We start from the raw sequence: 18,383 nt of genomic DNA, 5'->3' as shown, positions 1-18,383 counted from the left end.
TGAGTTTGGCGATATAGAAATCGCTTTGCTCTATTTTAACAACATTATTATTTACTATTAAAACAAAGAGCGTCAAAATAAAACCTAAATGACCAAAAATAAAAAGATCGCCTAAATTGTTTTTAGACGACCTCTTTTTATTGATTTTTATATTTTTCAATAGCTTCATAAATTTTTTCAATTCTGTTGTCCGGATCAGGATGTGTACTTTGCATTTCTGGAACACGATTTGGGCCAGCAGCAGCTTTTAAAATTTCCATTACACCTATCATCTCTTCTGGATTATATCCTGCTTTAATCATAAACCTAACCCCAAGGTCATCACTTTCTAATTCATCATCTCTTCCGTTGGTAAGCAATGTGTTTTGTCCAATACCACTAACTAACCCACCCATATCAGCACCAACAGAGCCTGCTGTGGATAAGCCTTGCCAATATTCACTTTCAGCAATTCGTTCTGCACTGTGTCTTCCTAAAACGTGTCCAACTTCGTGCCCTAAAACACCTGCTAATTGGTCTTCGTTTTTTAATTTAGAAAAAAGTGCATGAGTAATAAATATTTGTCCACCAGGTAATGCAAAAGCGTTAATAGTATTAGGGTCTGCTAGTAAATGAAACTCGTATTTATAAGGTGTTTGTTTAGCAATACTATTGTTTACTAATTTGTTTCCAACATTATCAACTAAGGCTTGATATTGTGTGTTTGGATGTAAACCACCATGTTGTTGAGCCATTTGTGGCGCGCTTTGTAAGCCAATTGCAATTTCTTTATCTGGAGTCATTGATATGGTTTGTGTTCTGCCAGTATATGGGTTTACTTCTTGTTGGCTACACCTTTTAAAAACAAAAAATAAAGCTATAGCTGCTCCTATTAATAATCTGACTTTTAGATTTCTTCCTCTCATTTTAAAAAAAAATTATATCTAAAATTACAAAATTTTAGTTTATGCTTATTTTGACACTCAATTTTAAATTAAGTCACCACTAGTGTCCACTTAAAACAAGTTGAAAACCAGTTGATTAGTATTTAGTTCTTTGACATTATTGTAATCTGATTTCATAAGTAATTCATTTACAGGTGTTTTATCAAGTAATGATGCTGATAAAATTTGTATGATTTCATACGTTGAGCGATTGATTTTTAAATCTTTTGCAATTATATTAATTAAGCAATATGTTATTATCGCGATATTAATTTGTGTGCGAACAGCATTTTCTGTTCTGCCCCAAAAAGTTTTTACTTTTAAGTGTTGTTTTATCCATTTGAAGAATAATTCCACTTGCCATCTTTGTTTGTAAAGCAATGCAATATCGTTTGCTGATAAATCAAAGTTGTTTGTTAAAAACACTAATGTTTTTCCATTTTCTTTATCCACAAATTTCACTTTTCGTAATTTTTCAGGATAATCTTTAGAGGTGTAAAATCCTTCAATTTTTCCAATTTGGTCATATTTAATTCCTGTAGTTTTATCTACCGTATTTGAATACATTCTATTGAATTTAATATTAGATTTTGCTCTAACTACAAAATAAGCTTTCGCTTTTGTAATTCGATAAAGACGCTGATAATCTACATAAGCTCTATCAAAAATATAATAAGCTAATGGTTCATAATCGATAACATCCATTGCGTTTACATCGTGTATGTTTGCCTTTGTGATATGAATGAATACAGGGATTTGAGTGTTAATATCAAAAAGTGTATGTAATTTTATGCCTGCTTTAGTTTTACGAAAATGAGCCCAACAAAATACACTCAAACAAAGATCAACTGTTGAAGAATCAAAAGCATAAATATTGCCTTTTATACCGAAAGTATCTTTGCTGTTTTTCAATTGTGCAATGCCAATTAAATGATTAGCAAACTCTTCAAATATTTTATAGTTACGTTTTTCATTTGCTTTTGATAAGTTACTGCGAGTTATACTTTTTCCAAATCCCAAATGATATGATTTTGATTGATGAGCCTCTATGGTAGTTATCAAATCTCTCAAACTTTCTCTGGCAGAAATTTGTCCAAAAATCATACATAATAATTGATTCCAACAAGTAAAATGCTTAACGGATTTGTTCCCTTGATAATTAGCCGTTATTCTATCAAAAACTCGTTGTGGAAGAAATTTTACCAATTGAGAAAACACATATTTGCCTTGATTCATTTTCGTAATTTTGAATTACGAACATAATATTCATTTCAAATCGTCACGCTTCAAAATGAGACTTAAAATACAGACTTACAATAATTTCAAAGAACTTTGTTTAATTTTTAGTGGACACTAGTGTTAAGTCACTTTATAATGTATTGTAAAACAATGTTTTGTGCATCATATAATGGGTGCCAATTTCTTTTATGTTAAATGGTTTACTGCCAATTTCATAATTGTTTTTTTTGTAAAAAGGAACTGCAATTTCTCTAGCATTGCACCATATTTTTTTAACATTTTTTGTTTTTAGTGCCGCTTCTCCATGTTTTAATATGATTTTGCCTAAACCTTTGCCTTGAAATGCTTTTAAAACTGCCATTCCTCTTAACTGATATTGTGGGATTTCCTTAATATTAGGGTGGGTATTTTTAAAAAAGGAGCAAATACCTATTAGATTATCATTTATAAATATTCCGAGATGTAATGTAGTTTCAAGATTATCTCCATTAAAAACGCAAGATTCAATTGGTTTTCCGCTTCTTAATACAGGGTGCCTTACGCCATAAGTTTCCTTAGCGCTAATGGGTTTTATTTTATAGTCTAAACTAATATTGAATCTATTTTCTATATTGGTATTTCAAACTTAAAAATATTTTTAAGAATTCTTACCTTCACATAAAACTTATTTTATGCCATTTATATTTGATATTATTGAAAAAGATAAAATACATTCTGTTGTTCCTTTGGTGCAGAAGCTTAATGGGAATATAGACTCTGATGCGGTTTTGAAACAGCGATTTTCTGAAATGATAACTCAAAATTATGAATGTGCCGTTATCTATGATGATGAGAAACTAATTGGTGTTTGCGGATTGTGGTTTTGCACGAGACATTATTCTGGAAGAAGTGTGGAGCCCGATCATGTTTTTATTGATGATGGTTATAGAAGACAAGGTTTAGGGAAAGATTTTTTTGACTGGATTTATAATTATGTAAAAGCTAAAGGGTTTGAAGCTATGGAGTTAAATACCTATGTTTCAAATTCGGCATCACACAAATTTTATTTTAATGAAGGTTTTAACATTTTAGGCTATCATTTTTTAAAAAAGCTTTAATTTTTTCTTGCAGAATTAGAAACAGTTTCTATATTTGTAGCTGGAAAAAGCGGGAGTAGCTCAGTTGGTAGAGCGTCAGCCTTCCAAGCTGAATGTCGCCAGTTCGAACCTGGTCTCCCGCTCCAAAAGCCTCATAGAAATATGGGGCTTTTTTTTATGTTTGTAGTTTACTGATTAACTAACGAGTAAGGTGAGAAGTTTATCCTGAGCGCAGTCGAAGGGAACCTGGTCTCCCGCTCTAAAAGCTTCATCAATACGATGGAGCTTTTTTTATACAGATTTGTTTTAATTTGCCATTTGGTAAGCGGTGTTAGCAGGTAAGCCCGCGTGAGGGATAGTAGTGGAAAGCCCACATCCTGACGAAGGAAGTGCGAGGACTTGTAACGGATAGCCCGACCCCTTTCGGGGGCACGCCCAAATTATTTTATTTTAATTGATTTAATTCTGTGCCTGAATTAACCTCATAAGGAGTTTTGTTGTATTCGAAAACTCTAGCGGTTAAATTCCCTTTTAATAGAATAGAATTATTGTTAACGCGCAACCAGCTACCTTCTCTTAAGCCAATAACGGGTTGAGTATTGAAGTGATGGAACTCTTTTATTCTGGTTTCTCTAGTTTCACCTTTATGTTTACTTTTGGGATTTGGGTCTAAATAATGCGGGTTTATATTGAAGGGAACCAAGCCTAGAGCGTTGAAATTTGGTGGATATACAATAGGCATGTCGTTTGTGGTTTTAATAGTTAAACCGCAAATATTACTGCCCGCACTTGTGCCTAAATAGGGTGTACCGTTTTGTATCTCTTTTTGTAAGGTATTGATGATGTTATTTTTATATAATTGATCTGTTAAAACAAAGGTGTTACCACCGCCAACAAAAATGCCTTCTGCGTTTTTAATAGCTTCTGTTGGGTTATCGAACTCGTGAATGCCTTTTACTTGTTTGTTAATTTTTTGGAAAGCCTTACTTGCGATTTCGGTATAATCATTATGCGAAATGCCACTTGGTCTTGCATAAGGGATAAAAAGAATGGTGTTTGCGTTTTTAAAAAACACCTTTAATTCGTCTAGAATATATTCTAAATATCCGCTACCGTGAATTGTTGAAGTGCTAGCAATGATTATGTTACGCATAAGTTTTAAGTGTGTATAAAATTAATTAATTAGTGGTATTAAAAGAATTGATGATTTTTGTTTTAAATAAACAAATTAATGTAGTAATTTGAAAATAAAAAATATGAAAAGGTTTTTCTTGGTTCTCGCTTTAGTTTCTTCAATATCTGTAATTTCTCAAACCATAACACGAATAGAAGTTTCTGGTAAAATTATTGTTGAAGGTAGCGATATTTCTGGTATTACAATATTTAATAGCTCTTCAAATACAGGAACAATTACTGATGATAATGGCGAATTTAAACTGAAAGTAACATTAAATGATATTATTGAAGTTAGTGCGTTACAATATCAAAATATTACTTTTAAAGTTAATGATGCTATTATAAAATCTAAAAAAATGAAACTCTTTTTAATTGAAGAGATTAATAAGTTAGATGAGGTGGTTGTTTTTACGAAAGGACTATCAGGTAATTTAAATACAGATTTAGAAGCTACTAAACCTTTTAAGCCTCAATTAGATGCTTTGTATTTTGGGGTTAAGCATAGTAAAGATTATGATTTTGAAATAGATAATAAATCTGAAGTAAATAATATTGCTATTGATAGGCAGCATCAACCTATGGTAAATGGTCTTAATATTATTAATGTTGTTGATCAGTTATTGCTTCCTTTATTTAGGGCTGAGGTGAAAGATAAAAAGAAGGCTGGTGTACCCGATGTGCCCATTGAATCTATTAAGTATTATTTTGGTTCTGAGTTTTTGGTTGATAATTTTAAAATTCCAGAACATCGTGTTGAAGAATTTATACGATTTGTAGAAAGTGGCGATTTTGATTTTTCATTACTTAACTACGGAAAGGAAATGGAATTTCTTGAACTTTTGAATAATAAAAGCATCGATTTTCTGAATTAGAAAAAATAAAATACATTTATAATAAACAGCTTTTAACAAAACATTAAAAGCTGTTTGCGTTTTTTTTTATTTTTTTTCCGCTTAGTATAAATTAAAAGAAGTTATTGTTTCAATTGAAATTATTTCTGCAAAGTCTATATTACATAAATAATTTTCAAGTTTATGAGGTTTTTAATAATATGTTCTAAAAAAAACTTTGGAACGCTTTTTGAACTCTAATGAAGTATTTTAGTTTCTATTTTTAACCCTATTTATGAAAATTTTTAAATTTTTAGTAATTGGTTTTATCATTCCGCTATTTGCATTCTCATCCATGCATAAATACTACATAAGCGTTACTCAAATCAATTATATAAAAGAAAAGGAGTCGGTTCAAATAACTTCAAGATTATTTATTGACGATTTTGAGAGTGTATTAAAGTCAAATTATGATGAAAATATTGTGCTTGCAGAAAAGGATGAGCCAAAAATAATTGATATCTATATTGAAAAATATCTACAAGATAAAATCAAGTTAAGTATTAATAAAAAAGCGGTTATATTCAATTATATAGGAAAAGAATATGAAGGTGATATAGTAAGGTGCTATTTAGAGGTTGAACATATAAAAAATATAGCATCTTTCTCCATTACAAATAGTATTTTATTCGATTTACAAAAAGATCAACAAAACATTGTAAAGATGAAAATAAATTCTAAAAATAAAAGTTTCATTTTAACATCTGATAATCCAAACGCTTTGTTAAATTTTAATTAAAACGATGTTGAATGAATACATAATTTAGTAATTTCGACACCGTTTTGTGACAATCTTCTAACGAAAATTGCAAAAATCACTTTTTTTTCTAATAAAACAAAAAAACTATGAGGAAGCATGCGTACCTTTTCTTATCATTAGTATTCCTTTTTTCTGGCGCTTTTGCTCAAGAGCAAGCTAAAGAAAAACAAAAAGGTCATTCAGATCAGAACAAATTCAGACAAATGAAAGATCTTCTGGCAACACCAAATGAAACACGAACAGCTTCAGGCGCTCCCGGACATGCCTATACACAACAGCAGGTAGATTATATAATGAATATTCGTTTGGACGAAAATAAAAATCAACTTTTTGGTGACGAAAAAATAACGTATCATAATAATTCTAACGATTATTTGGAATATTTATGGATTCAGTTAGACCAAAATATGCGTGCTAAAGATTCAAAAACTCCAGATATTGAAACAGAGGTTTTTAACGTACCTTTTAATGATTCTGGAGCGTTTACTAAAGCAAATTTGAAAGAACGTTTTGATGGTGGTTTTAATATTGATTACGTTAAAAATGAAAATGGTTCAGATTTATCACATACTATAAATCAAACCATGATGCGAATAAATTTATCAAAACCATTAGCTCCCAGTGAGGTTTTTAAATTTAGTATAAAATGGCATTATAATATTAACGATATAAATACAGATGGAGGTCGTTCTGGTTTAGAAACCTTTCCTGATGGTAATAATAATTACACTATTGCTCAATTTCACCCTAGACTTTGTGTTTATGATAATGTAGAGGGTTGGCAAAATATGCAGTTTTGGGGACGCAGTGAATTTGCTTTAGAATTCGGGAATTTTGATGTAAAAATAACCGTGCCAGCAGATCATATTTTAGAGTCTACAGGAGAATTACAAAACCCAAAGGATGTTTTAACAAAAGAGCAGCAAAAACGTTTTGCACTAGCAAAAAAATCTTTTACAGATCCTGTATTTATTGTTTCTGAAGAAGAAGCTATTGTAGCAGAATCTAAAAGAAGCACTAAAAATAAAACGTGGCATTTTAAAGCAAATAGAGTAAGAGATTTTGCTTTTGCCTCTTCAAGAAAATATATTTGGGATGCTATGGCGGTTAATATCAATGGGCGTTCTGTAATGGCTATATCACTTTATCCGAAAGAAGGTAATCCATTGTGGGAAGAGCATTCTACGCGAGTTGTTGCAAATAGTTTAGAAGAATATTCTAAACTAACTTTTGATTATCCGTATAGCAAAGCAGTATCTGTACATTCAGAACGACAGGGGATGGAGTATCCTATGATATGTTTTAACTATGGTCGTCCAAAACCAGATGGTACATATTCTGAACGTGTAAAAAGAGGTATGATAGGCGTTATAACTCACGAGGTGGGGCATAACTTTTTCCCTATGATTGTTAATAGTGATGAGCGTCAATGGACATGGATGGACGAAGGTCTTAATTCGTTTGTTGAAACGTTGGCAGAACTAGATTATGATCCGAATTTTATCACAGGAAACCTTCCTAAAGATATTGTCCCTTACATGGGTGGCGATCAAAATTATATATCTCCAATTATGTCTCAAGGTGATTATGTATTCCAATTTGGGCCAAATGCATATACAAAACCTGCAGCAGCATTGTATATGTTAAGACAAACCATTATGGGGCCAGAATTGTTTGATTATGCTTTTAGAACATACTCGCAACGTTGGATGTTTAAACACCCAACACCTGCAGATTTTTTTAGAACTATGGAAGACGCTTCAGCAATGGATTTAGATTGGTTCTGGAGAGGGTGGTTTTACACAACAGATTATACAGATATAGGTATTAAAGATGTAAAACAATATTATTTATCAAATCAACCTTCAGAAATAGCAGCAGAAACTGCGAAAAAGTATAATATTAATTTGGCGGAGTATAAAGACAGATTAGTCTATTATGTAGAAGCAGAAGCTGGTAAAATGCCAAAAGATTCAAAAAGCATTTCAGATTTTAAATTTTTAACGGATTATATAGAAAGTCTTCCTCAAGAAGAGAAAGTAAAACTAAAAGAAGCGCCTAAGTATTTTTACGAAGTAACGTTTGAAAAACCAGGAGGGTTAGTTATGCCAATTATTTTAGAGATGACTTATGAAGATGGTACAACCGAAAGAAAAACCTATCCAGCTCAAATATGGAGGTATAATGAAAATGAAGTTAAAAAAGTATTTAAAACAAATAAAACTATAACGAGTTTTATGGTAGATCCAGACCTAGAAACTGCCGATGTTGATACGTCTAACAATTCTTGGCCAAAAATGAATGAAGCTAATAACTTTGATAAGTTTAAAGAAAAAGTAAAAAGTTAGCAAACAGCATTATGTTATCCTATAATTGGCTGATAGTTTTGTAAAATAGCCGGTTTTCAAAATCGGCTTTTTTTTTATGCCAATAAATTTAATTGGTAACCAGTATAATAAAAACAACTTACTATATTTGTACTGTGATACAACAAGCTACATTCTTATTTATTAGCGGTGCAGAAATAGCATTCATACTCTTTATTGCTATTATGGTCTTTGGCGCCGATAAACTACCGGAAATTGCTCGTGGTTTAGGAAAAGGCATGCGCACTCTTAAAGACGCCACCAACGATATTAAACACGAAATCACTAAAACCGCCGAAAAAAACGGTCTTGACACCAGCATTGCTAAAGATGTGAAAAAAGAACTGGATAGAGTAAAAGACGATATCGAAGATTTTACGGGTTCAGTTAAGCGAAAGTTTTAGTTTTATTGCTTCAAAATAGCAAAAACAGCATTCTTTTTATTATTCCATATTTTGAAAATATATTTACCGTTTGAAAAACTAGACATGTTTATTTTAAAAACTTGAATGTTGTCATAGGTTTTGGAATGGATTTTTTTACCATAAATATCTATAATTTCTATATTTAAGAGCTGGTAATGTTTGCTTAAATTGAAAGTAATATCACCATTGGTAGGATTTGGGTAGTATTTTATAATATCAGAAAAAGAACTTTCTTTTAATTTTAGTGTAATGTCGCAAGTCATAGCTCCTGTGCCAGAAGTAGAGCTTCCATCGGGACAATTTATACAGTCCACACTTTCAGAATTAGGTTGAAATGTTCCAACTGGGCAATCCGTACAATTAACACTTCCAGTGGTTGAAGTAAATTTTCCTGGTTCACATCCAATACATTCGTTACTTCCTGAATCAGGCTGGTACCTGCCAGAAGGACAGTCTGTACAGACCTCACTTCCTTCTGTATCTGCGTATTTTCCTGGAGCACAATCAGTACATGTCGCGCTTCCTGTAGTGCTTGCAAAAGTTCCTGAGCTACAAGATAGGCATTCTGCACTTCCTGTGTTTGGTTGGTATCTGCCTTTTGGACAATCTAAACACTCTGTTTGTCCTTCAATAGGTTGGAATTTACCCTCTGAACAATCTGTACAAACCACACTTCCTAGAGTATCTGCAAATTTCCCTGGAGAACATGCAATACAGTCAATACTACCTGTATTAGCTTGAGATTTACCCGGTGGACACAAAGTGCATTCTGTACTTCCCGAATTGGGTTGAAATGTGCCAGCTGGACAAGATTGACAAAATTCGCTTCCTGAAACATCAGAAAACCTTCCTGGTTCACATTCTATAGGTGCTGTAATATTTCCACCTGGACTATAAGTGCCTGGAGGTGCTTCTATATATTGACAGGAACTTATATCAATATACTCACCTGGAGGCGCATTATTTAAAGCACATTGTGCGTAGTGTATAGTCGGGAATAAAGAAAATATTAATAGCGTAAAACAGTGGTAGGTTAGGTTTTTCATGGTTGATTTTGTTTAAATATATGAAAAATCTAACATATAAGGCTTTAGCTTTAAATTTTCCTACTAATAGTAAGCCCATCACGAATAGGTAAAACAACCGTTTCAACCCGTTTATCATGTTTTAAAAGCGCATTATATTCAATGAGTGCAGGTGTAGAGCTGTCTTCTTTCTTAAAAACAGTATCTAAAACCTTACCACTCCATAAAACATTATCAGATAAAATAATGCCACCAGAATTTAATTTATCTATAATGGCATTAAAGTAGTTCGAGTAGTTTTCTTTATCAGCATCAATGAAAATTAAATCAAAAGTAGCGTCTAGCTTTGGAATAATCTCCAAAGCATCACCTAAATGCTGATGAATTTGTTTTCCATAAGCAGACTTATCAAAATATTTACGCTGAAAATCAACCAATTCTTCATTAATGTCAATAGTATGTAGCTCACCATTACTTTGCATGCCTTCAGCTAAACACAATGCCGAATAACCCGTATAAGTGCCAATCTCTAAAATGTTTTTAGGATTCACCAGTTTGGAAATCATACTTAAAAGCCTCCCTTGATAATGCCCGCTAAGCATTCTGGGTTGTAAAATTTTTTGATAGGTTTCTCTATGTAATTGCTGTAGTAATTCTGGCTCGTCTTCAGAATGAGCAACCACGTAATCATCTAAATTTTCAGGTATAAAATGCATATTTTTTTTGGTCGAGGCAGTCGGCACCTCATTTAATATTGTTTTTATTTAACAGCCTCTCGACTGCGCTCGAGACGACCTAGCAACTAATTTAAAATTCTATTGATTAATTTTTGTTTGGCACTTTCATCATCACCACATAACCACTGAATGACGTTATGCTCCCAAATATCATCATATTCTTTTTCAGTAATAATTTTCCTTTTCATGGCAAGATCTAATATTTTTCCTGGGTAAGAAGATTGTTTATCACTTTCCATTTCACCTAAAGGATAAGGATCATCAAGCCCCATTATAACTTGTTTAGAGCCATGATTTCTTATCAATAATTCTAGTCCGCCAGTATCATGAACTAGAGTGTCAAAAAAGATGTTTTTGTGTCCTACAGCTTTCCTTGGGTGGTGTTTGCCTTCAAATAAATCGGGCCTACCATCAAAACCTTGAATTCGTCGGCCTAAATTAATTTGAGCCAACTGCCCACCATGTGCAAAACAAGTTCGCATATTTGGGAATTTGTCTTGGTAACCATTCAATGTTAAAAAATGATAAGCATCACCACATTGCGCTAACATCCATATTAAATGAAAGCGCCACGAAATGTTTTCTAGTTTTATGAATTTCTCACCATCATAGGGGTGAATTTCAACTGCTAAATTGTATTTGTCAGCCAATTCAAAAATAGGCTCATTATCTTCATCAAAAATACAACGCCATGTACCTATGGTGTCCATATAATGAGTAGGTAAGCATAACAGTTGCATGCCATGATTTTCAACACAACGCTCTATCTCCCAACAAGCACTTCTTATAAATGCTGGATGCACCACAAAACCACAAGTAAATTTACTGGGGTTATCATGTTGCACTTTAGCATTAAAATCATTTTGAAACCGCAATGCTTTTTTCATTTCCTCAACCCGTAAACCATTACCGTATAATTGTGATAAATTTAAAACCACAGCATGATCAAGTTTGTTTCGCTCCATCCATTCAAGCTTTTCATCTAAGAAAAAACTAGAGTCGGTAACCGGACGTTTCCAGTCCTTTTGAAGCATAAATTTACGGTCTTTATCCACCCAAAAAATACCTTTCTCTTGCATGAATTCTGGTATTTCTTCAGGATAAGGCAATAAATGAGAATGTCCGTTAATTCTAAGTTTGCGCTTTTCCATTTTTTGTCATTGCGAGGCTTTAGCCGCGGCAATCTTTTAATTTATTAAGAGACGTCATTATACCTCTTGGTAAAGACGAAATTTAAATAGCTATTCTATTTTCACTTTCTTTGGCGGTTGCATAACTTCTCCGCAGTTTGGGCAGCTACGTTTGTCTTTATCTTTATAATATTTGTCAAATATTTTCGGCATATCGGTTTCAATATTGTCTAAAGTGAAATCTTCTTCATACAATTTAGTAACACAATTTTCGCAAAACCAAAGCAATGCATCACGCACGCCTTCTGGTCTTTTATATTCTATAACTAATCCCACGGTATTGGCACCTCGTTGTGGAGAATGTGGCACTTTAGGAGGTAATAAATAAATATCTCCTTCTTTAATATGTACATCTTTTGGCGTGCCTTTGTCAATAATTTTTAAAACAATATCACCTTCTACCTGATAGAAAAATTCAGGTGTTTCATTGTAATGATAGTCTTTTCTGTTATTCGGTCCACCTACAACCATCACAATAAAATCGCCATCTTTCCAAACTACTTTATTGCCCACTGGTGGCTTTAAAAGATATCTGTTTTCTTCAATCCACGCTTTAAAATTTATGGGAGACGTTAAATGGCTCATAGTTTCATGTTTTGGGCGTTACCACAAGGGTCAGGCTATCCGCTGTATCTTTTTTGCAGAAAAAGCAAAAAAGGATGCCGCTTCTATCCTTAACGCAAATTCTTTACTAATATACGAACCCCTTAAATTTTATTAAAGTTATCCTAGTTAAAATATTATAAAGATTTGGTGCGTCCACCATCAACCGGAACATTAATGCCATTAACATAACTCGCAGCTTCACTGGCTAAAAAGGTTATAACATGAGCAGTTTCTTCAGGTTGAGCAAAACGTTTTGCAGGCGCATAGTTTTTCATAATTTCAGTCATATCCTCAATAGACTTTTCTTCAATATTAGCCTTAATTTTAATGATTTCAGCTAAACGCTCGGTGTCTGTAAAACCAGGAAGTACGTTGTTTACGGTTATGCCAAATTCGGCAACTTCAATCGATAAAGTTTTACTCCAATTACCAACAGCACCTCTAATGGTATTGCTAACACCTAATCCCGGGATTGGCTCTTTTACAGAGGTTGAAATAACATTAATAATTCTACCAAAACCCTCCGCTTTCATAAATGGAATTGTGGCTTGTGCTAACAGATGATTACATTTTAAATGCATGGTAAAAGCATTTTCAAAAGCTTCTAAACTAGCTGTTAAAATGCTACCACTTCTTGGTCCTCCGGTGTTATTTACAACAATATGAAACCCATGTTCTTTATCAATAAATTTAATGACCTGCTCCTGCAGCTCTCTAGGGTTAGAGAAATCAGCGACTATGTAATTGTGGTTTCTATGGTCTGGAAGTTCAGCTAAAACTTCTTTTAGCTTTTCTCTATTTCTAGCAACGAGTGTTACGTTTGCACCTTCCGCAGCCAATGCTATAGCTGTGGCTCTTCCTATACCTTGTGTGCTACCACAAACTAATGCATATTTATTATTTAATTTTAAATCCATATATAAACCCCTACTAACCTCCCCAAAAGGGGAAGAACTCTAGCTGGGTACAAAGAGTTAGTTAAACTATATTTTTCGTTGCTCACTGCTTCCTTTTGGGAAGGTTGTGTGGGCTTTTAATATTTAATACAAACGTTCTTAGATTCTGTAAAAAAACGTAACGCTTCAAAGCCACCTTCGCGACCAACACCTGATACTTTTATACCACCAAATGGTGTTCGTAAATCACGCAGCATCCATGTGTTTATCCATACAATACCTGCTTGTAATTTATTACTCATGCGCATGGTACGTTTAAGGTTGTTAGTCCATATTGTTGCAGACAAGCCATACTTAACCTTGTTTGCCATTTCTAAAACATCATCTTCAGTTTCAAAAGGCATGATGGTAACAACTGGACCAAATATTTCTTCTTGATTGACACTACAGTCATTAGTTTTAACTTCAATAACTGTAGGCTCTAAATAATAACCATTTTCATAGTCTTTTAGGGTTACACGATTCCCACCACAAAGTATTTTTCCACCTTCATCTTTTGCAATATCAATATAGCTTAAAACTTTTTCTAAATGTGGTTTTGAAACTAAAGCTCCAATATCGGTTGAGCTTTCAGATGGGTGTCCAATTTTTAACTGCTTTACTTTTCCAATAAAGTCAATTTTAAATCTTTCATAAATAGAAGCTTCAACAAAAATGCGGCTTCCACATAAACAAATCTGTCCTTGATTCGCGAACGATGAACGTACTGTAGTTTCTAACATATCATCATAATCGCAATCTGCAAAAATGATGTTTGGGTTTTTCCCTCCTAATTCTAAAGATAGCTTTTTAAACATTGGTGCAGCCACTTTGGCTATATGCGCTCCTGTAGAAGTACCTCCTGTAAACGAAATAGCTTTAATATTTGGATGTTCAATAATGGCTTGCCCCGCAGTTGAGCCTAATCCATGAACTATATTTAAAACGCCTTTAGGTAGACCAGCCTCTTTTAATATATCTCCAAGTAAATAAGCGGTCATAGGGGTAACTTCACTGGGTTTAGCAACCACACAATTTCCTGCTGCAATAGCTGGTGCTATTTTCCACGTAAATAGATAGAGAGGGAGGTTCCAAGGCGAAATACAGCCTACAACTCCAATAGGTTGGCGCAAGGTGTAATTAATGGCGTTTTGACCAATACTTTCATGACTTTCGCTTGCAAATTGCGTAATGGCATTTCCAAAGAATCTAAAATTACTTGCAGCTCTTGGAATATCAATAGCTTTAGCTAAACTGATGGGTTTACCATTGTTTTTGCTTTCTGCTTCTGCGAAACGTAGTAAATTGGTTTCTAGTAATTCTGAAATTTTAATTAAGATTCTACTGCGTGCTTCTAATGTGGATTTAGACCAGCTTGGAAATGCTTCTATTGCCGCATTATATGCGTTTTCTACATCTTGCTTTGAAGAGTTTGGTATTTGTCCATAAACTTCACCATCTGAAGGGCAATAGTTATCTATCCATTCGTCTGAAATTGGATTTTCAAATTTGCCGTTTATGAAGTTTTGGATTTTAATCATAACTATAATCTTTTCCCCTGCAAGGAGGGGAAAGCTTTACGGTTTCTTTTAAGTTTGAATAAGGTGTTTATCATTTGGATTTTAATTACTCCATTGTATTTTTAAAATTCCTGCCTACTCAGGAATAGTCTTATATGCTACAACCTTAATCTCAACCACTAAATCCGGATGTGGTAATTGGTGCACTGCAACTGTAGTTCGCGTTGGTCCAGTTGCTACATCAAAAAACTCAGCATATGCTTTATTGTAACTAGAAAAATCATTCATATTAACTAAAAACGAAGTCACATCTACAACATCTTTTAAAGTGGCACCTTCGCTGGCTAAGTTCTTTTCAATGTTTTTTAAAACTTCACGAGTTTGAACTTCAGCGTTTAATCGTTTAGTTCCCATCTCGTCGATAATATCAACACCGGCAATGGTATTGTCTGCTCTGCGAGAACTGGTTCCCGATACAAATATAAAATCACCAACACGTTTTGTGTGTGGATATGCGCCTCTTGGGGTTACTTTATCACTCATAACAATAAGCCCTTCCTAACCTTCCCAAAGGGAAGGGATTCTTACTCGGGCGATTAAGAATATTTTTGTTATACATTTTTAAAGCGCATGTAGTTCTCTTCCTTTGGAAGGGCTAGGGAAGGCTCATTTTTATTTTAATCCAGCAATTCTGTCATCTTCAAGAATAGCTTCGGTTTCAGTTTTTACTTTGTCTAAAATATCTTTCAGATTTCCATTAATATCAATTTTTTTATCTGAAATCATATTTAAAATGGCTTTGTCTTGTGCGCGCCCTCTTAACATAGCTTCTCTATAACCAATGTTTTCATTGAAAGTTACTAAAGAATACTTTGAAGAATAGTCATTTGGAAACTCTTTTTCTAAAGCCATTTCCAATTTACGCTTTTCTTGGAATATTGCATGATTTACATGGCCTTTCATTTCATGGAAATTATCAATAGCCAAATCTGCTATGGCATCGGTATCTTTTTTACGTGTGTTTTCGTAAATTTTAAAAGTGGTTTCCCAATCTTCTAAGTTTTGGTCTAAGACTTTATCAAACTCAACAACATCTTCAAAAGAGGCGTTCATTCCCTGGCCATAAAACGGAACAATGGCGTGTGCAGCATCACCCATTAAAAGTGTATTACCTTTATAATGCCAAGGCGAACATTTTATAGTGCCTAATGGTGCGGTAGGGTTTGCAAAAAAATCATCTAACAAATTTGGCATTACAGCTAAAGCATCTGGGAATTGGTTTTGAAAAAATTCTAATACAGTCTCTTCATTTGTTAAATTATTGAAATTGTATTTGCCTTCATCATAACTTAAAAAGAGTGTTACCGTAAAACTACCATCTAAATTTGGTAAAGCGATAAGCATAAAACTACCCCGAGGCCAAATATGAAGGGCATGTTTATGAATTTTATAATCCCCATTTTCTTTGGGTAGAATAGTCAATTCTTTATAGCCATGTGTTAAATACGCTTGTGAAAAACTAAATAAAAATTTCTTCCCTAAATAGTAACTTTTTCGCATTGCAGAACCAGCACCATCAGTAGCAATTATAATATCTGCATCTTCAACAAACTCATCATTGGTTTTGTAACTTTCAAACCGTGCGGTCGTTTTTTCAAAATCAACAGTTTTACATTTTTTATTGAAATAAATGTTAACGTTTTTGTGTTTTTCAGCCTCATCTAAAAGCAAAGCATTCAGTTCGCCACGGGAAATAGAATTAATATATTCATGGTCACGTCCGCTGTAATTTGATTGAAAGGTATTGCCATGTTCATCATGAATCATGCGTCCGTTCATAGGAATACAAAGTGCTTTAACTTTATCTTCTAGACCCACCAGTTTCATGGCTTTATTACCGCGGTTTGAAAATGCTAAATTTATAGAACGTCCAGCACTAATATCTACTTTTCGTAAATCTGGCCGCATTTCGTAAACGGAAACATTGTAGCCTCTTTGTCCTAATCGTAAGGCTAGTAGAGAGCCACAAAGTCCTGCACCAATTACTAATATATTTTGTTTATTATCTCTCATATTGTTATTTCCGCGTAGGCGGGAATTTCATGATTTTAGTATTTATTATAATTTTAATCCTTACGTCTTCATTCCAAGGTATTGGAATGAATCCACCTTCTCTTGAAAAAGAGAAGAAGTTCTTACTCTTGTATTATGTCTTTCAACTTATCAACCAATCTATACACATCTTCAAACGAATTATAAAACGGAACAGGAGCGCATCTAATTACGTCTGGTTCTCGCCAATCGCTAATTACTCCTGCTTCAGTTAGTTTTGCATGTAAAGATTTGTCGGCATTTTTAACTTGTATGGATAATTGGCAACCACGTTCCTTAGGATTTCTTGGTGTTATAATTTTTATAGTATCTTCTCCTAATTGGTTTAATAAAAATTCAAAATAGCCTGTTAGTTTTTTTGATTTTATGATTAGTTTTTCAAATCCAACGTCATCAAATACATCTAAAGATGCTTTTATTGCGGCCATAGATAAAATAGGCGGATTACTCAATTGCCAACCTTCCGCTCCTGGTAGCTGATCGAATTCCCCACGCATATTGAAACGCGTTTCCTTGTTGTGACTCCACCAACCCACAAATCGGTTTAAATCTTTACGATGGGCATGCCGCTCATGTACAAAACAGCCTGCTAAACTTCCTGGGCCAGAATTTAAATATTTATAAGTACACCAAGCAGCGAAATCTGCTCCAGAATCATGCAGATTTAATTGTACGTTTCCAGCGCCATGTGCACAATCAAAGCCAACGGTGCATCCATGCTTGTGCCCTAATTTTGTAATACGTTTTAAATCTAAAAACTGCCCAGTATAATAATTTACACCACCAATCATAATGAGCGCTATCTCATTACCATGTTCTTCTAAAATAGATTCTAAATCTTCATAATTTAGTAAATCTTCATCTTTTCGGGGTTTCCAAAGTATTAATCCTTCTTTATCATCAAACCCATGATGCCGAAGTTGTGATTCTACTGCATATTTATCCGAAGGAAATGCATCACTTTCAATAAGTATTTTATAACGCGTTTTGGTAGGTTTGTAAAACGAAACCATCATGAAATGTAAATTGGCAGTGAGCGTATTCATAACAATCACTTCTATAGGTTTTGCGCCTACTACTTTTGCCATACTTTCAGTAAGAAATTCATGGTATCGGAGCCAAGGATTTTTGGCTTCAAAATGCCCTTCAACACCAAAATCCGCCCAATCTTCAAGTTCTTGATTTACATATGCTTTGGTTTGTTTTGGTTGAAGTCCTAAGGAATTCCCAGTCATATAAATCAAGTCTTTTCCATCTTTGTTTTTTGGAATATGAAACTGATTTCGGTAAGCTTTTAATGCATCATTTTGGTCTTGTTTTAAAGCATAATCAAGACCTGATTTATAGTTGGACAAAACGATTTAGTTTTCGGTTTCTAACAAAAATAAGCAATATTAAGTTAG

At 33.6% G+C, this 18,383-nt stretch carries 18 protein-coding genes and 1 tRNA gene; 6 read left to right on the top strand and 13 right to left on the bottom strand.

The annotated features are described in order from the left end of the window. Positions 1-137: 137 nt before the first annotated feature. From P8K68_RS00520 to P8K68_RS00510, 3 genes are all read right to left on the bottom strand, one after another. Positions 138-905 carry a M48 family metalloprotease gene (locus P8K68_RS00520; protein ID WP_300247131.1) on the bottom strand — a complete coding sequence of 256 codons (768 nt, stop codon included), beginning with the start codon at positions 903-905 and terminating at the stop codon, positions 138-140. Between the two features lie 90 nt (positions 906-995). After that, a complete protein-coding gene (locus tag P8K68_RS00515; protein ID WP_300247130.1) occupies positions 996-2,159 on the bottom strand; it encodes an IS4 family transposase in 1,164 nt (387 codons plus the stop codon). A 133-nt stretch (positions 2,160-2,292) separates the two neighbouring features. Next, entirely contained in the window at positions 2,293-2,670 is a 378-nt protein-coding gene (locus P8K68_RS00510) for a GNAT family N-acetyltransferase (protein ID WP_366143716.1), read from the bottom strand. A 163-nt stretch (positions 2,671-2,833) separates the two neighbouring features. Between P8K68_RS00510 and P8K68_RS00505 the strand changes: the two genes are divergently transcribed. Together P8K68_RS00505 and P8K68_RS00500 are read left to right on the top strand one after the other, a co-directional pair. Then, the gene (locus P8K68_RS00505; RefSeq protein ID WP_300247128.1) at positions 2,834-3,259 is read left to right on the top strand and encodes a GNAT family N-acetyltransferase; all 426 of its coding nucleotides are present in this window, start codon (positions 2,834-2,836) and stop codon (positions 3,257-3,259) included. A 49-nt stretch (positions 3,260-3,308) separates the two neighbouring features. Continuing rightward, positions 3,309-3,384, top strand: a tRNA-Gly gene (locus tag P8K68_RS00500). 299 nt (positions 3,385-3,683) lie between these two features. On the opposite strand, the gene pepE is transcribed toward P8K68_RS00500, so the two are convergent. Further along, a complete protein-coding gene (gene pepE, locus P8K68_RS00495; RefSeq protein ID WP_300247126.1) occupies positions 3,684-4,391 on the bottom strand; it encodes a dipeptidase PepE in 708 nt (235 codons plus the stop codon). Positions 4,392-4,494: 103 nt separating this feature from the next. On the opposite strand from pepE, the gene P8K68_RS00490 reads away from it, so the two are divergent. The 4 genes from P8K68_RS00490 to P8K68_RS00475 all read left to right on the top strand — a co-directional run bounded on the left by P8K68_RS00490 (position 4,495) and on the right by P8K68_RS00475 (position 8,834). Next, on the top strand, positions 4,495-5,286 hold the full coding sequence (locus P8K68_RS00490) for a carboxypeptidase-like regulatory domain-containing protein (RefSeq protein WP_300247124.1): 792 nt from the start codon (positions 4,495-4,497) through the stop codon (positions 5,284-5,286). Between the two features lie 253 nt (positions 5,287-5,539). Then, positions 5,540-6,043, top strand: a complete 504-nt coding sequence (locus P8K68_RS00485; protein ID WP_300247122.1) for a DUF6702 family protein — start codon at positions 5,540-5,542, stop codon at positions 6,041-6,043. Between the two features lie 107 nt (positions 6,044-6,150). Beyond that, positions 6,151-8,412 carry a M1 family metallopeptidase gene (locus P8K68_RS00480; protein WP_300247120.1) on the top strand — a complete coding sequence of 754 codons (2,262 nt, stop codon included), beginning with the start codon at positions 6,151-6,153 and terminating at the stop codon, positions 8,410-8,412. A 134-nt stretch (positions 8,413-8,546) separates the two neighbouring features. Then, the gene (locus P8K68_RS00475) at positions 8,547-8,834 is read left to right on the top strand and encodes a twin-arginine translocase TatA/TatE family subunit (protein ID WP_300247118.1); all 288 of its coding nucleotides are present in this window, start codon (positions 8,547-8,549) and stop codon (positions 8,832-8,834) included. 2 nt (positions 8,835-8,836) lie between these two features. Here P8K68_RS00475 and P8K68_RS00470 read toward each other — a convergent pair whose 3' ends face one another. The 9 genes from P8K68_RS00470 to kynU all read right to left on the bottom strand — a co-directional run bounded on the left by P8K68_RS00470 (position 8,837) and on the right by kynU (position 18,335). Further along, complete coding sequence (locus tag P8K68_RS00470; RefSeq protein WP_300247116.1) at positions 8,837-9,901, bottom strand: T9SS type A sorting domain-containing protein; 1,065 nt, start codon at positions 9,899-9,901, stop codon at positions 8,837-8,839. Between the two features lie 50 nt (positions 9,902-9,951). After that, positions 9,952-10,596: an O-methyltransferase gene (locus P8K68_RS00465; protein ID WP_300247115.1), complete on the bottom strand. Its 645-nt coding sequence runs from the start codon at positions 10,594-10,596 to the stop codon at positions 9,952-9,954. An 86-nt stretch (positions 10,597-10,682) separates the two neighbouring features. Continuing rightward, entirely contained in the window at positions 10,683-11,768 is a 1,086-nt protein-coding gene (locus P8K68_RS00460; protein WP_300247113.1) for an amidohydrolase family protein, read from the bottom strand. 90 nt (positions 11,769-11,858) lie between these two features. Continuing rightward, on the bottom strand, positions 11,859-12,392 hold the full coding sequence (locus P8K68_RS00455) for a 3-hydroxyanthranilate 3,4-dioxygenase (RefSeq protein ID WP_300247111.1): 534 nt from the start codon (positions 12,390-12,392) through the stop codon (positions 11,859-11,861). Between the two features lie 155 nt (positions 12,393-12,547). Continuing rightward, positions 12,548-13,330: an SDR family oxidoreductase gene (locus P8K68_RS00450; RefSeq protein ID WP_300247109.1), complete on the bottom strand. Its 783-nt coding sequence runs from the start codon at positions 13,328-13,330 to the stop codon at positions 12,548-12,550. A 116-nt stretch (positions 13,331-13,446) separates the two neighbouring features. Further along, positions 13,447-14,889, bottom strand: a complete 1,443-nt coding sequence (locus tag P8K68_RS00445) for an aldehyde dehydrogenase (protein ID WP_300247108.1) — start codon at positions 14,887-14,889, stop codon at positions 13,447-13,449. A 114-nt stretch (positions 14,890-15,003) separates the two neighbouring features. Then, positions 15,004-15,411, bottom strand: a complete 408-nt coding sequence (locus P8K68_RS00440) for a RidA family protein (RefSeq protein ID WP_300247106.1) — start codon at positions 15,409-15,411, stop codon at positions 15,004-15,006. Between the two features lie 129 nt (positions 15,412-15,540). Further along, positions 15,541-16,941 carry an NAD(P)/FAD-dependent oxidoreductase gene (locus P8K68_RS00435; RefSeq protein WP_300247104.1) on the bottom strand — a complete coding sequence of 467 codons (1,401 nt, stop codon included), beginning with the start codon at positions 16,939-16,941 and terminating at the stop codon, positions 15,541-15,543. Positions 16,942-17,063: 122 nt separating this feature from the next. Further along, positions 17,064-18,335, bottom strand: coding sequence for a kynureninase (gene kynU, locus P8K68_RS00430; protein ID WP_300247102.1), 1,272 nt, complete (start codon positions 18,333-18,335; stop codon positions 17,064-17,066). Positions 18,336-18,383 lie beyond the last annotated feature (48 nt).

The organism is Algibacter sp., from assembly GCF_029245835.1.
In the GTDB taxonomy this organism is placed as follows: Bacteria; Bacteroidota; Bacteroidia; order Flavobacteriales; family Flavobacteriaceae; genus Algibacter_B.
The sequence above is the reverse complement of the archived record's forward strand: the minus strand, read 5'-3'. Positions and strand labels throughout refer to the sequence as shown.

What these genes read in the sequence shown, in the direction of transcription:
- P8K68_RS00515 (WP_300247130.1), bottom strand. Translation starts at nt 2,159, where the DNA reads ATGAATCAAGGCAAATATGTGTTTTCTCAATTGGTAAAATTTCTTCCA.
- P8K68_RS00445 (WP_300247108.1), bottom strand. Translation starts at nt 14,889, where the DNA reads ATGATTAAAATCCAAAACTTCATAAACGGCAAATTTGAAAATCCAATT.
- P8K68_RS00440 (WP_300247106.1), bottom strand. Translation starts at nt 15,411, where the DNA reads ATGAGTGATAAAGTAACCCCAAGAGGCGCATATCCACACACAAAACGT.
- pepE (WP_300247126.1), bottom strand. Translation starts at nt 4,391, where the DNA reads ATGCGTAACATAATCATTGCTAGCACTTCAACAATTCACGGTAGCGGA.
- P8K68_RS00460 (WP_300247113.1), bottom strand. Translation starts at nt 11,768, where the DNA reads ATGGAAAAGCGCAAACTTAGAATTAACGGACATTCTCATTTATTGCCT.
- P8K68_RS00435 (WP_300247104.1), bottom strand. Translation starts at nt 16,941, where the DNA reads ATGAGAGATAATAAACAAAATATATTAGTAATTGGTGCAGGACTTTGT.
- P8K68_RS00490 (WP_300247124.1), top strand. Translation starts at nt 4,495, where the DNA reads ATGAAAAGGTTTTTCTTGGTTCTCGCTTTAGTTTCTTCAATATCTGTA.
- P8K68_RS00465 (WP_300247115.1), bottom strand. Translation starts at nt 10,596, where the DNA reads ATGCATTTTATACCTGAAAATTTAGATGATTACGTGGTTGCTCATTCT.
- P8K68_RS00480 (WP_300247120.1), top strand. Translation starts at nt 6,151, where the DNA reads ATGAGGAAGCATGCGTACCTTTTCTTATCATTAGTATTCCTTTTTTCT.
- P8K68_RS00470 (WP_300247116.1), bottom strand. Translation starts at nt 9,901, where the DNA reads ATGAAAAACCTAACCTACCACTGTTTTACGCTATTAATATTTTCTTTA.
- P8K68_RS00450 (WP_300247109.1), bottom strand. Translation starts at nt 13,330, where the DNA reads ATGGATTTAAAATTAAATAATAAATATGCATTAGTTTGTGGTAGCACA.
- P8K68_RS00455 (WP_300247111.1), bottom strand. Translation starts at nt 12,392, where the DNA reads ATGAGCCATTTAACGTCTCCCATAAATTTTAAAGCGTGGATTGAAGAA.
- P8K68_RS00520 (WP_300247131.1), bottom strand. Translation starts at nt 905, where the DNA reads ATGAGAGGAAGAAATCTAAAAGTCAGATTATTAATAGGAGCAGCTATA.
- P8K68_RS00485 (WP_300247122.1), top strand. Translation starts at nt 5,540, where the DNA reads ATGAAAATTTTTAAATTTTTAGTAATTGGTTTTATCATTCCGCTATTT.
- P8K68_RS00505 (WP_300247128.1), top strand. Translation starts at nt 2,834, where the DNA reads ATGCCATTTATATTTGATATTATTGAAAAAGATAAAATACATTCTGTT.